The sequence below is a fragment of the Leeuwenhoekiella sp. MAR_2009_132 genome (assembly GCF_000687915.1).
Classification (GTDB): Bacteria; Bacteroidota; Bacteroidia; order Flavobacteriales; family Flavobacteriaceae; genus Leeuwenhoekiella.
Genome location: NZ_JHZY01000004.1, coordinates 412,574 through 425,996, shown reverse-complemented (window position 1 = coordinate 425,996; position 13,423 = coordinate 412,574). Strand labels below are relative to the sequence as shown.

The following is a 13,423-nucleotide window of genomic DNA, read 5'->3' as shown; positions in this document are numbered from 1 at the left end:
TATATAAAAGCCTGTAGGCTTCTAAGTTGTTTTTATATTAATTATGTGAATGGTGATTTTCCCGTTTAGGGACAGGGTCATAACCAGAGCCGCCCCAGGGATTACAACTTGCAATACGTTTTATTGCTAACCACATTCCCTTAAAAACCCCGTACGTTTGAATGGCTTCTACGCTATAATGAGAACACGTGGGTTCATACCTGCAGGCAGGAGGCAAAATAGGCGATACAAATTTTTGATATAAACGAATGGGAAAAATAAGTATGTTTTTAGCTAAATTTTTCACCTTCAATTATTATTTAGGAGAATGTATATGTGGTTCCATCTCGACCATCCTTAAGTTGAATCCCTAATTCTAGAAGTTGATCTCTTATTTGATCACTGGTTGCAAAATCTTTGTTAGCACGGGCGTCTTTTCGAAGTTGAATTAATAACTCAATCGCACCGTTAAGTTTATCTGAATTAGACTCAGCTGTAGCATTTAAATCTTCAAGGCCTAAAATATCAAAAACAAACGAATGAATGACTTTTTGAAATGCTTCAAGGTCTGTCTTAGTTATTGTGGCTTTGCCTTCTTTAATCTGATGAATAAACTTAGCTCCTTCAAAAAGTTGGGCTATTAAAATAGGTGAGTTAAAATCATCATTCATCGCATCATAACACGATTGTGACCAGGATGCTACATCTATTGAACTTTGTGCTGAAGTAGGTAATCCCTCAAGCAAATTAATGGCTTCCATAAGACGGTTAAATCCTTTTTCGCTTGCGAGTAACGCATCATTACTAAAATCAAGAACACTGCGGTAATGTGCCTGCATTATGAAGAAGCGCGCAACACTGGGGGAGTAACCTTTTGTTAAAAAAGGGCTTTCACCGCTAAAAATTTCAGCCGGAAAAATATTGTTACCGGTGCTTTTAGACATTTTTTTGCCATTAAGGGTAAGCATATTTGCATGCAGCCAATAATTAACCGGGTCTTTACCGTTTGATGCTTCAGATTGAGCAATCTCACACTCGTGATGCGGAAATTTTAAATCCATACCACCACCGTGAATATCAAATTTTTCGCCAAGGTATTTTGTACTCATAGCTGTACACTCTAAGTGCCAACCCGGGAAACCGTCACCCCAGGGTGATGGCCAGCGCATAATGTGCTGGGGTTCTGCTTTTTTCCAAAGTGCAAAATCCTGAGCATTTTTCTTTTCACTTTGAGCAGTAAGTTCTCGAGTATTGGTAATCATATCCTCAAGTAATCTACCACTCAGTTTGCCGTAATTATGAGTTTCATTAAATTTTAGAACGTCAAAATAAACAGATCCATTTTTAGTATACGCATATCCGTTCTCTAAAATTTCCTTGATAATTTCTATCTGTTCAATGATATGCCCTGTTGCGGTAGGTTCTATGCTGGGAGGAAGGCAATTAAATTTTTGAAGTATGGTATGAAAGTCTATAGTGTACTGTTGTACAACCTCCATAGGCTCTATTTGTTCTAGTCTTGCTTTTTTAGATATTTTATCTTCACCCTCATCTGCATCATCTGTTAAATGACCCGCATCTGTGATATTTCTAACATAGCGTACTTTGTAACCTAAATGCTTTAGATATCTAAAAATCATATCAAAAGACATAAACGTGCGTACGTTACCTAAATGTACATTACTGTAAACTGTAGGTCCGCAAACATACATCCCTACGTTTCCTTCTAATATCGGTTTAAAAAGTTCCTTTTCGCCAGATAAAGAATTGTAAAGAGTAACGGCTTGATTAGAATACAATGACGTCATAAAAATGGTTTGTATATGCTTATGTTAAATGAGAAGTACGTTGCTTAAAAAGCAGTATCTAATTTAATGTAATCTAGAAATTCACGACGTACAGATTCTTCTTTAAATCTTCCGCCAAATTCACTTGTTACTGTGCTGCTTTCAATATCGCGAATGCCGCGGCTATTTACACACAGGTGCTTTGCATCAATAACACATGCAACGTCCTGAGTTCCTAAAGCCTTTTGTAATTCTTGAACCACTTGCATCGTAAGGCGTTCCTGAACCTGTGGTCGCTTAGCATAATAATCTACAATACGATTCATTTTAGAAAGTCCTACAACGCTACCGTTAGAAATATAAGCTACGTGCGCTCTACCTACGATAGGTAATAAGTGGTGCTCGCAGGTTGAGTAAACAGTAATGTTTTTCTCTACAAGCATTTCGCCGTATTTATAATTATTTTCAAAGGTTGAAGCTTTAGGCTTTCGCTGTGGATTAAGACCTCCAAATATCTCATTTACAAACATTTTAGCAACTCGGTTTGGAGTTCCTTTTAAACTGTCATCTGTAAGATCTAAGCCTAATGTTTGCATAATGTGAGTTACATCATCCTTAATAAGAGCAATTTTTTCAGCATCACTCATTTCAAAAGCATCTTCTCTTAGGGGAGTTTCGGCTGAAGCGCTGTGGTGATTATCACCTGCTTCATCGATTGCTTTTAGTTCTTCGTTTTCAAAATTCATATTCATAAAGCTATTAGTCGCTGCTTAGGCTAAAGGCTTGCAAAGATAGTTAATTTAACAATTTAAAAACGTCTTAAAGTCATCAGTTTTAATTGTGTTAGAGATGTTAAAGATCAAAAAAACCCTCAAAAATATTTTGAGGGTTTTCTACTACTTTGCGCAAATTCTTTAAAGCTGAAAAGAGAGAGATGCGACAATATTTGTATTTATTGTGTCTATATATGCTGTGTTAGCAAATGCCCCATCATACAAAGCTGTATTACTTTGCTGTTTTGCCCAGTCATATGCTAAATCAATTCGTGCATTACCTATTGCATAACCCAGACCTAAGGAGTAACCACTACGGTCACTTAAAATTGCATCGTTTTTGTAAGGACTTTCTATAAATTTATAACCTCCTCTAAAACTCCAGTCACCAGAAAGAAACTCACCTCCTATTTTATACGTAGAGGCGCCCGTTAATTGATTCTCAATATTTGCATTTACTTGCTGAAAAAAAACATCATTATCTGGTCTGTATTTCATAGACGTATAATCTTCATATGAGTAATCAAAGCTTATAAATCCGTTAGAGCCAAAAATATATGCTATACTACCTGTTGCTTTTCCGGGTGTTTGAAGATCATAATCTTCATATATGTTGGTGACATTTGGAGATAAAACGACATTGCCATTAATTCCGTTGGTCGATAAATATTGGTCAGTTTCTTCAGAAATAGTGTAATACGTAGGAGTATCATAGGTAGCTCCTAAGCGTAAACTTGGAGAAATATGATAAATACCTCCTAATTGCAAGGATGCGCCAGTACCATAAGTTCTTAATTCATTATCAAACCGTGTGCTTGATACTGCGTTTGCTGAGCCATTTGCATTCTCAAAGAGAATAGTTTCTTTTCTGAAATTAAATGTATGTGCATTTAAATTTATTCCCAAATACAAATTTTCAGAAACCTGTGCAGCTGCGTTAAATGTAAATCTACTATTATTACCATAACTTAAATACTGATATTCCTGATCAAACGAATTGCCGTTCTGAGCGCTAGTATAGTTTGTATTGTTGATGTTGTCAGTTTCAGGATTTATTAAATATCCCTGATATCCTAAAAAAGCTTGTTGCGCACCAAAACTTTCATTTTCGCCTAAAAATTGATATAAACTTGCTGTAGTTTCATCATCTCGCAATTCTAAAAGATCTAATGGAACTCCCTGCGCATATCCTGAAAAGTAATCTGCAATAGAATTTGTACTTGTACCTGAAGCCACATACCCGTTGTCAAAATCGTTTGAACGATCATAATTAAAACTAAATGCAAACTTTCTAAGTTTACCGTTTCCTTGAGAAACAAATACACCTCCAAACTGGTTTAAGTCTATATCAGATTTGTCAGAAACAGTAATACCATCATTATAATAAGTTTGATTATCATAGTTTCCAGATGATAAGGATAATGATACAAAGCTTTTATTAAAAACTGCTGAACCTGCCGGATTGTTGTTAATAGCAGAAACGTCACCGCCTAAGGCGCCAAATGCACCGCTAACACCACGATACCTTGCGGTACCCGTAATGTCTTGTGAACTGTACCGTACCGCATCGCTTACGGTTTGGGCATAAAATACCTGCCCACTTAAACCTATGAATAGGAGTATGAGAATATTTTTCATTATGAATTATTTTGATGTTTGATTAACGGCCACCACGTCTTCCTCCAGAACTGCTTCTGCTCGATCCAGAACTACTTGATCTCGAAGGGGCAGATGTTCTTGCCGGAGCAGCACTTCTCGTTGGAGCAGATGTCCTTGCAGGAACTGAGCTCCTTACTGGAGTGCTCGCAGAGTTGCTTCTTGAGTACGTGCCCGATCTTGAGGGTGTAGCTGTAGATCTATTAATAACCGTTTTAGAATTTGTTGAAGTTCTTGTGGTATTGCTGCTTCTACGTGCTGTACTATTATAAATAGAATTGGATCTCGACGTATTAGCAGAGGTTCTCGAAGCATTACTTCTAGAAGTAGGATTTACGCCTACATTGTTACGGCTGTACGTTCTACTAGTACGTGCGTAATTTACTGATGAATTTCTTGATCTTGAAGTAACAGTAGATTGGGAATTTGCAGTTCTACTAGTGCTATAGGTGTTGTTTGAGCGTCTGTTGTTGGCATAGGCATATCTCCCGTTGTTATAACCAGAGTAATATCGGTTAGCATAAAATGGGTAATTTCTATAGCCATATCCAAAATATGGATTATACCCATAATAAAATGGCGATCTCCATCCTAAACCGTAACCATATCCATAACCAAAGGCTGGATATCCTCCCCAGGCATAACCTGAAAAGAAAGGATCGAAACCAAAACCTACGTAGCCATGAGGGCCATATCCAAAACCACCATATCCAAAACCACCATATCCAAAACCATTACCCCAAAAAGGCCTGGCAAAACCAAAACCCATTTGATTGTAAAATGATGGATATATATTTACAATTACCTCATCATAGGTATCTCCCCAACCTGCATTTGAATTGTAGGTAAGGTCTCCTTGAGATATCGCATTTTCATCAGTATACTGAGAATTTGAGCTGTAAGATTCTACATCTGTAAATATTGATCCATCATCCTGTGCTGTCTGCAAATCTGATGCACCCTGAGAAAAATAATTTGCATAAACGCTAGCATTAGAGCTTGCTACTTCCTGCTCATAATTAGTGTCAGACATGCGGGTACTAGTGCCATATATTCCATCATTCATAGAATATTGAGATGGCCCGCAGGAAATAAATCCTACTAAAGTGAAAACAGCAGCAACAGCTGGTTTTATAAAAGTTCCTAGAGTTAAGTTCACGCCTCGCATATCATCCGTATTTTATTGTTGTACATTGTAAATTTAGTTAGTTTTGCGGTCAATTTTGTGCATTTAACAAACATGTTGCAAAACTTTCAATTAAAGATAAAGTCACAATATTTGTGCCAAATAAACATATATGGGAAAGAATTTAACTACGAGGGCAGAGGATTATTCAAAATGGTATAACGAGTTGGTTGTAAAGGCTGATCTAGCTGAGAATTCGGGTGTTAGAGGTTGTATGGTGATTAAGCCTTATGGCTATGCGATCTGGGAAAAAATGCAGGCAGAATTAGATCGAATGTTTAAAGATACGGGCCATGAGAATGCTTATTTTCCGTTGTTTATTCCTAAATCTTATTTTAGTAAAGAAGCAAGCCATGTAGATGGTTTTGCAAAAGAATGCGCAGTTGTAACACATTATCGTTTAAAAAATGATATAGATGGGAGTATTATTGTTGATCCCGATGCTAAACTAGAAGAAGAGTTAATTGTTCGCCCAACTTCTGAAACAATTATTTGGGATACTTATAGAAAGTGGATTCAGTCTTATCGAGATCTTCCTATAAAAATTAATCAATGGGCAAATGTGGTGCGTTGGGAAATGCGTACACGTTTATTTTTAAGAACTTCAGAATTTTTATGGCAAGAAGGTCATACAGCTCATGCTACGCAGCAGGAGGCGATAGAAGAAGCGCAGCAAATGATGCGTATTTATGCTGATTTTGCTGAAAATTTTATGGCAATGCCGGTTATAAAGGGAACCAAGACCGAAAGTGAGCGTTTTGCAGGAGCTTTAGATACGTATTGTATTGAAGCTTTAATGCAAGACGGTAAGGCTCTTCAGGCGGGTACCAGTCATTTTTTAGGTCAGAATTTCGCTAAAGCATTTGATGTGAAGTTTGCAACTAAAGAAGGCGGGCAGGAACATGTTTGGGCAACATCCTGGGGTGTTTCAACGCGATTAATGGGTGCTTTAGTAATGACACACAGTGATGATAATGGACTCGTATTACCTCCTAACCTTGCTCCAATACAAGTTGTAATAGTTCCTATTTATAGGGGAGAAGATCAGTTAGATTCAATTTCACAAGTTGCAAGAGAGCTTCAGCGTGAACTTAAGTTATTAGGTGTTTCTGTTAAATATGATGATAGAGACACACACAAACCAGGTTGGAAATTTAATGAGTACGAACTTAAAGGTGTGCCATTGCGTATAGCAATAGGCCCAAGAGACCTTGAGAAGCGTACCGTTGAGTTAGCACGTAGAGATACCCTTACTAAAGAAACTGTTTCTAAAGATGCTATAGTAGACCGTGTACAGGAACTTCTTACAGAAATGCAAAAAGCGCTTTTTGATAAGGCAAAGAATTTTAGGGATAGTCATATCACCGAAGTAGATACCTATGATGAATTTAAAGATATTTTAGAAAATAAGACCGGATTTGTTAGTGCGTTTTGGGATGGTACAAAAGAAAGTGAAGAGCGTATAAAATCAGAAACTAAAGCTACGATTAGATGTATTCCGTTGAATTTCAAAGAGGAAGAGGGTGTGTGTGTTTACAGTGGCAATCCTGCAAAAATGCGTGTTCTCTTTGCTAAGGCATATTAATTGAATTTTTTTTAAAAAATATTCAATTAGCTATTGCACGATCTAAAAATATGTGTATTTTTGCATCCGCAATTAAGCGAAAGATTGGTCCGTTCGTCTAGGGGTTAGGACGCCAGGTTTTCATCCTGGTAACAGGGGTTCGAGTCCCCTACGGACTACAGTAAGGTTGGTTGTGCGCCTAAAAGCATAAATATTTGACATAATGGCCCGTTCGTCTATCGGTTAGGACGCCAGGTTTTCATCCTGGTAAGAGGGGTTCGATTCCCCTACGGGCTACAATTTAAAAACAAAACAAGATAATGGCAAATCACAAGTCATCTCTAAAGAGAATTAGAAATAGCGAAGTAAAGCGTTTAAGAAATCGTTACCAGAGCAGAACTACTCGTAACGCAATGAAGAGATTGCGTGAGGCAGATAAAGCTGAAGCAACAACTTTGTTTCCATCTGTGGTTTCTATGATTGATAAGTTAGCTAAGAATAATATCATTCACGATAACAAAGCTTCTAACTTAAAATCTCAACTTGCTAAGCACGTGAACGCGTTATAGTAACTTGTTTTAAAAACTTAAAAACGCCTACAAGCAATTGTAGGCGTTTTTTTTGTTTATAATCCAGATTTATTTGAGCACTATGTGGGTTGTGCTTTTAAGAGTTGAAGGTTTCTAAATATTTATAATTTAGAGGAATTGATAGTTTGTTTTATTTATAGGGATTCTAAAGATCTTTTTTATTTAGTGAGGTTATTAAACTAATTCTAAGTTTATGATCGAGGTTGGTGTCTAATTTGATTTATCAGGATATAAGTATCATTAAAAGTTTAAGGCTGAGAAAATATAAAATGAAAAACCCGGTATCTTGAGATACCGGGTTTTATTATAATAAATATTGACTCTTATTATCCGTTCATTGATATTAAGAACTCCTCGTTATTTCTAGTTTGTTTTATGCGCTCGCTAACAAATTCCATAGCTTCAACGGGATTCATATCAGCAAGATATTTACGCATTACCCACATTCTTTGTATTGCGTTATCACTTAATAATAAATCATCTCGTCTAGTACTTGAAGAAGTAAGGTCTATAGCAGGGAAAATTCTTCGGTTTGCAATCTTACGATCTAACTGAAGCTCCATGTTACCGGTTCCTTTAAATTCTTCAAAAATAACCTCGTCCATTTTTGAGCCTGTTTCTGTAAGAGCAGTAGCAATGATAGTCAATGATCCGCCATTTTCTATATTTCTGGCAGCACCAAAGAAACGCTTTGGCTTATGAAGTGCATTTGCATCTACACCACCACTTAAAATTTTACCTGAAGCAGGTTGTACTGTGTTGTAAGCTCTTGCTAAACGCGTAATTGAATCCAGTAGTATAACCACATCGTGACCACACTCTACAAGGCGCTTTGCTTTCTCTAATACAATATTTGCAACGCGCACATGCTCGTGAGCTTCCTTATCAAAAGTAGAAGCTACAACTTCGCCTTTTACATTACGTTGCATATCTGTTACTTCCTCAGGACGCTCATCAATAAGTAATATCATTTGATAAACCTCTGGGTGATTAGCTGCAATTGCATTTGCAACATCCTTAAGAAGCATAGTTTTACCTGTTTTGGGTTGTGATACAATCATACCACGTTGCCCTTTTCCTATAGGGGCAAACAAATCCATCACACGAGTGGAGATTGTGCTTTGACGGTCTGCAATATTGAATTTTTCTTTAGGAAATAAAGGTGTTAAATGCTCAAAAGAAACGCGATCACGTACTACACTAGGATCTAAGCCATTTATTTTTGATACTTTAATAAGTGGAAAATATTTCTCACCTTCTTTAGGTGGGCGAATAACTCCAAGTACAGTGTCTCCTGTTTTTAATCCAAATAATCTGATTTGAGACTGAGATACATAAATATCATCTGGTGATGATAGATAATTGTAATCTGATGAGCGTAAAAAGCCATACCCATCCTGCATAATATCTAATACTCCTTCGCTTTCTATTAGTCCTTCAAATTCATAATCTGGCTCTCTGTAACGGTTACGCGTGTCTTTGTTTCCGTTATTGCCAGAGTTTGTATTGCGGTTATTATTACGATTATTAGAGTTGTTATTGTTGTTTGAGTTGCTATTACTATTACCGTTAGTATCTCTTTCTCTAGTATTAGAGCGGTTATTAGAATTAGAAGAATTTTCGTTACGAGCTCTAGTTTTTTGAGGCTTATTGTCGTTTTGTTTAGAAGAATCAGACTCAGACTTTGCAGGTCTTGGTTTGCGCTGTCTGTCTTCTTTTATTTCAGGTTTTTCTGTCTTGACATCCTCATTTTTAGCTGCAGCAGCTGGCTCTGGTTTCTTAGAATTATCTCGTTCAGGACGATTATTCTTAGGATTGTTTTTGTTTTGAGCTCTTGGTTTTGGTGTCTTTTGAACCTCTGGAGTATTCGGTTTTGTAGATTTCTCGTTAGAGGAGACTTCTATAACTTCTGCCACAGCTTTAGGATCTGCAGCTTGTTGATCTAGGACTTTATATACTAAGTCTAGTTTTTTTAAGGTCCTGTATTTGGGGATATCTAGGCCTTTAGCTATTTCCTGAAGTTCGGGAAGTTTCTTAGCTTTTAATTCTGAAATATTAAACATTAAATATAAGTATGAATTTCTGTATCGTATTGAATTTGAAAGCTGACAAAAAATTTTGAAGAAGGTCTAAGAAATTTTTCGGCAAGTAAGTAACCAACAAAGAAGTGGTTAGGCTTTCTAATGCAATTATACGATAATATTTTTTATTTAAATGATCCTAGTCTCAAAGAAGTTTATATTTTTGTGACCCTTAACAGGTTTATAGAATATATGATTCAACGTATACAGAGTATTTATCTTTTTCTTGCGGCAGTAGTTTCTGCTTGTTTGCTTTTTGCTATTCCGGTATATAGTACAGCAGGAGGTGACTTAGTTTACGCTGTTGATAAATTAGAGTTAGTAGGGTTGTTTTTTGGAAGCGCTTTACTATCTTTGATTACTATTTTTTTATTTAAAAACAGAAAGCTTCAGTTTGTTCTGGGCCGACTTAATATAATATTGAACTTTATTTTGCTAGGTGTATTGGTTTACCAGTCGCAAATCTTATCTGGAGGGGCGGCGGCTCCTGAGAAGGGTATTGGGATGCTAATCCCCATCATTTCTATCGTTTTTATCGCTTTGGCCAACAAAGCAATTAAGCGGGATGAGGATCTTGTAAAATCTGTTGACCGGTTACGATAGATCTACTATCTTAGTTAATTAGTGCAAAAACCCTGTAAGTATGCCAACTTGCAGGGTTTTTCTTTTTATCTAAATTAGATCGTGTGTGATTTATTTTCTTTCGATCTCAATAACTTCGAGATTTTCTATATTTCCGTTATCTACGGTAAATCTTAGCATAGTACGTACTTTATGAAAGCCGTGAATGCCTATTGCACCAGGGTTCATGTGTAACAGATTAAGCTTGCGATCTGGCATTACTTTTAAAATGTGAGAGTGACCACAAATAAAGAGTTTAGGCGGGTTTGCGCGTAATTTTTCGCGTATTGCCGGGGAATATCTACCGGGATAACCACCAATGTGAGTTATCAAAACATCAACACCTTCACAGATAAATCTATTATTTAAAGGAAATTCTTTCCTGATTTCGTGATCATCTATGTTACCAAATACTGCCCGCAAGGGTTTTATTTTTTTTAAGGCGTCTGTGACTTCAAGACTGCCTATATCTCCCGCGTGCCAGATTTCATCTGCTTTTTCGGCATACGCTAAAATACGATCATCTATATAGCTATGCGTGTCACTAAGGAGGAGAATTTTTTTCATAAATTAATCAGATTTAGTCAAAATCTATTGAGAAGAATCATGACTTCCTGCAAAGATGTATCTTTGCAGGCTTAATTACAAACCTACAGATTGCGGTATTTTATCGAGATAGCATATGATGGTCAACCCTATCACGGTTGGCAGCGGCAGCCCCATAGTATAAGTGTGCAAGAGGTTTTAGAAGACGCTTTGTCTACATTATTACGAGGTGATGTTGCTGTTACCGGAGCTGGGAGAACAGATGCCGGTGTTCATGCAAAACAACTCTTTGCTCACTTTGACGTAGAGGTTGCTTTTTCAGAAGAAGAATTAAAGCATTTGCAGCACCGTTTAAACCGGTTTATGCCCCAGAGTATTGCGGTAAATTCAATTTTACCTGTTAGGGAAGAAGCACACGCGCGGTTTGATGCTGTTGCGCGCAGTTATGAATATAAAATACATCAGGCTAAGAATCCATTTTTAAACAATCAATCTTATTTTTTTGAGAAAGAACTTGATGTAGATCTTATGAATCTTGCGGCTGGGCACTTGCTCGGTAAACAAGATTTTAAAAGTTTCAGCAGATCAAATACAGACGTGAAAACTTATCTTTGCGAGATTACTAAGGCGAACTGGGAACGTAAAGACGAGCAATTAATTTTTACAATTACTGCAGACCGTTTTTTGCGTAATATGGTACGTGCTGTGGTAGGAACCTTATTAGATGTTGGGATGCAAAATATAGCGCCTTCGCAGGTAAAAACTATAATTGCCAGCAGAGCACGTTCTGAAGCAGGAGCATCGGCACCGGCACACGGGCTATACTTAACGGCAGTTAAATATCCAGAAGAAATTTTTAAGATAGATGGCAGAAGAGACTAAGGGTAATGCATTTGATTTTGGGCTTTTTAAGCGTTTGCTTGGTTATACTAAGCCATATCGCGTAAGGCTTTACTTTGTGGCTTTTGCCGCAATATTAATATCTGTTTTTGCTGTATTAAGGCCTATCTATCTGGAGCTTGCAATAGATCAAGGTATGCAGCCTAAAGATATTGATAGCTTAATTTATTATATTCAGCTTACCCTGGTTGTTTTATTAGGTGAATCCCTATTTCAACTGCTATTTATTTATTTTGCAAACTGGCTGGGTCAACAAGTAGTACGTGACATTCGTGTGAAACTTTTTGGTCATATGATTCGCTTTAAAATGCAGTATTATGATAAATCTGCTGTAGGTAGGTTGGTTACCCGTGCTGTTAATGATATTGAAACCATAGCAAGTATATTTAGCGAAGGTCTATTTATGATAATTAGTGACATGCTCAAAATGCTTGTTATTGCGGGTGTTATGCTTTATAAAAGCTGGCAATTAGCACTCATCGTTTTTGTTATTCTACCTTTTATACTTTATGCAACCCGTATTTTTCAAAAGAAGATGAAAGTCGCTTTTGAAGAAGTACGTACGCAGGTAGCTAATTTAAATTCGTTTGTACAGGAGCGTGTAACCGGGATGAAAATCGTACAGATTTTCTCAAGAGAAGATATAGAGCGTGAGAAATTTGATGGCATAAATAAGAAACATATGCGTGCCTGGAATAAGACGGTTTGGTATAACTCGATTTTCTTTCCGGTTGCAGAAATGGTTACTTCAATAACAATTGGTCTTTTGGTTTGGTACGGCGGTCTGCGGGCAGCACAAAGTGATGTTATAACTATAGGTTTAGTTACTGCTTTTATACAATTTTCGCAAATGCTTTTTACGCCTTTAAGGCAAATAGCAGATAAGTTTAATACGCTACAAATGGGTATGGTAGCCGCAAACCGGGTCTTTGCCATACTAGATACCGATTCTAGAATTGAAGATAAAGGAACTCATATTTTAAAGAATATTAAAGGTGATCTTGCTTTTGAAGATGTGCGTTTTAGTTATATTTCTAATGAAGAAGTCTTAAAGGGGATTAACCTCGAAGTAAAAGCAGGAGAGACGGTTGCCATTGTAGGTTCTACAGGTGCAGGAAAATCTACGATAATTAATCTACTAGGTCGTTTTTATGAAATAGACAGTGGTAAAATTAAAATTGATGGTATAGATATTAAAGAGGTAAAACTAAGTTCGCTGCGTGCTGAAATCGCTGTTGTTTTGCAAGATGTATTCTTATTTGCAGATTCTATATTAAATAACATAACCTTAAATAATCCTAATATCACTGAAGCAGACGTAATTGAAGCTGCTAAAGCTATTGGTGTAGATTCTTTTATAAGTAGTCTGCCTAACGGCTATCATTATAATGTTAAGGAACGAGGGGCAATGCTCTCTAGTGGCCAGCGACAGCTTATTGCATTTCTACGTGCATACGTGAGCAATCCTGGAATTTTGGTTCTTGATGAAGCAACTTCATCTGTAGATTCTAATAGCGAACAGCTTATTCAAAAAGCGATAAATAAAATTACAAAAGGCAGAACTTCTATTGTTATAGCACACCGCCTTGCCACTATAAAGAAAGCAGATAAGATTATTGTTATGGATAAAGGCGTAATCGTTGAGATAGGCAGTCATAAAGAGCTCCTTCAAAAGGAGGGTGGTTATTACCGCAATCTTTATGAAGTTCAATTTGCGGCTAATCAAGAAATCGTTTAATT

12 protein-coding genes and 2 tRNA genes are annotated in these 13,423 nt (G+C 36.8%); 7 read left to right on the top strand and 7 right to left on the bottom strand.

What is annotated here, in order from left to right:
• Positions 1-37: 37 nt before the first annotated feature.
• The 5 genes from yidD to P164_RS10185 all read right to left on the bottom strand — a co-directional run bounded on the left by yidD (position 38) and on the right by P164_RS10185 (position 5,363).
• A complete protein-coding gene (gene yidD / locus P164_RS10205; RefSeq protein ID WP_028376290.1) occupies positions 38-286 on the bottom strand; it encodes a membrane protein insertion efficiency factor YidD in 249 nt (82 codons plus the stop codon).
• Between the two features lie 13 nt (positions 287-299).
• Positions 300-1,787, bottom strand: coding sequence for a cysteine--tRNA ligase (gene cysS, locus P164_RS10200; RefSeq protein WP_028376289.1), 1,488 nt, complete (start codon positions 1,785-1,787; stop codon positions 300-302).
• A 44-nt stretch (positions 1,788-1,831) separates the two neighbouring features.
• A complete protein-coding gene (gene folE / locus P164_RS10195) occupies positions 1,832-2,512 on the bottom strand; it encodes a GTP cyclohydrolase I FolE (protein WP_028376288.1) in 681 nt (226 codons plus the stop codon).
• A 168-nt stretch (positions 2,513-2,680) separates the two neighbouring features.
• The gene (locus tag P164_RS10190; protein ID WP_028376287.1) at positions 2,681-4,177 is read right to left on the bottom strand and encodes an OmpP1/FadL family transporter; all 1,497 of its coding nucleotides are present in this window, start codon (positions 4,175-4,177) and stop codon (positions 2,681-2,683) included.
• Positions 4,178-4,199: 22 nt separating this feature from the next.
• Positions 4,200-5,363 (bottom strand): hypothetical protein, encoded by a 1,164-nt coding sequence (locus tag P164_RS10185; RefSeq protein ID WP_028376286.1) that lies wholly within the window; start codon positions 5,361-5,363, stop codon positions 4,200-4,202.
• Between the two features lie 130 nt (positions 5,364-5,493).
• Here P164_RS10185 and proS point away from each other — a divergent pair, with 130 nt between their 5' ends.
• From proS to rpsT, 4 genes are all read left to right on the top strand, one after another.
• Positions 5,494-6,966, top strand: coding sequence for a proline--tRNA ligase (gene proS, locus P164_RS10180; protein WP_028376285.1), 1,473 nt, complete (start codon positions 5,494-5,496; stop codon positions 6,964-6,966).
• Between the two features lie 86 nt (positions 6,967-7,052).
• Positions 7,053-7,124: transfer RNA gene (locus tag P164_RS10175), tRNA-Glu, on the top strand.
• Between the two features lie 46 nt (positions 7,125-7,170).
• Positions 7,171-7,242, top strand: a tRNA-Glu gene (locus tag P164_RS10170).
• A gap of 23 nt (positions 7,243-7,265) precedes the next feature.
• On the top strand, positions 7,266-7,514 hold the full coding sequence (rpsT, locus tag P164_RS10165) for a 30S ribosomal protein S20 (protein WP_028376284.1): 249 nt from the start codon (positions 7,266-7,268) through the stop codon (positions 7,512-7,514).
• A gap of 347 nt (positions 7,515-7,861) precedes the next feature.
• On the opposite strand, the gene rho is transcribed toward rpsT, so the two are convergent.
• Positions 7,862-9,598, bottom strand: coding sequence for a transcription termination factor Rho (gene rho, locus P164_RS10160; RefSeq protein ID WP_028376283.1), 1,737 nt, complete (start codon positions 9,596-9,598; stop codon positions 7,862-7,864).
• A gap of 210 nt (positions 9,599-9,808) precedes the next feature.
• Between rho and P164_RS10155 the strand changes: the two genes are divergently transcribed.
• Complete coding sequence (locus tag P164_RS10155; RefSeq protein ID WP_028376282.1) at positions 9,809-10,219, top strand: DUF4293 domain-containing protein; 411 nt, start codon at positions 9,809-9,811, stop codon at positions 10,217-10,219.
• 90 nt (positions 10,220-10,309) lie between these two features.
• On the opposite strand, the gene P164_RS10150 is transcribed toward P164_RS10155, so the two are convergent.
• Positions 10,310-10,804 (bottom strand): metallophosphoesterase family protein, encoded by a 495-nt coding sequence (locus P164_RS10150; RefSeq protein ID WP_028376281.1) that lies wholly within the window; start codon positions 10,802-10,804, stop codon positions 10,310-10,312.
• Between the two features lie 90 nt (positions 10,805-10,894).
• Between P164_RS10150 and truA the strand changes: the two genes are divergently transcribed.
• Together truA and P164_RS10140 are read left to right on the top strand one after the other, a co-directional pair.
• The gene (gene truA, locus P164_RS10145; protein WP_028376280.1) at positions 10,895-11,665 is read left to right on the top strand and encodes a tRNA pseudouridine(38-40) synthase TruA; all 771 of its coding nucleotides are present in this window, start codon (positions 10,895-10,897) and stop codon (positions 11,663-11,665) included.
• Entirely contained in the window at positions 11,649-13,421 is a 1,773-nt protein-coding gene (locus P164_RS10140; protein WP_028376279.1) for an ABC transporter ATP-binding protein, read from the top strand. Before truA ends, P164_RS10140 begins: the two co-directional genes overlap by 17 nt.
• Positions 13,422-13,423 lie beyond the last annotated feature (2 nt).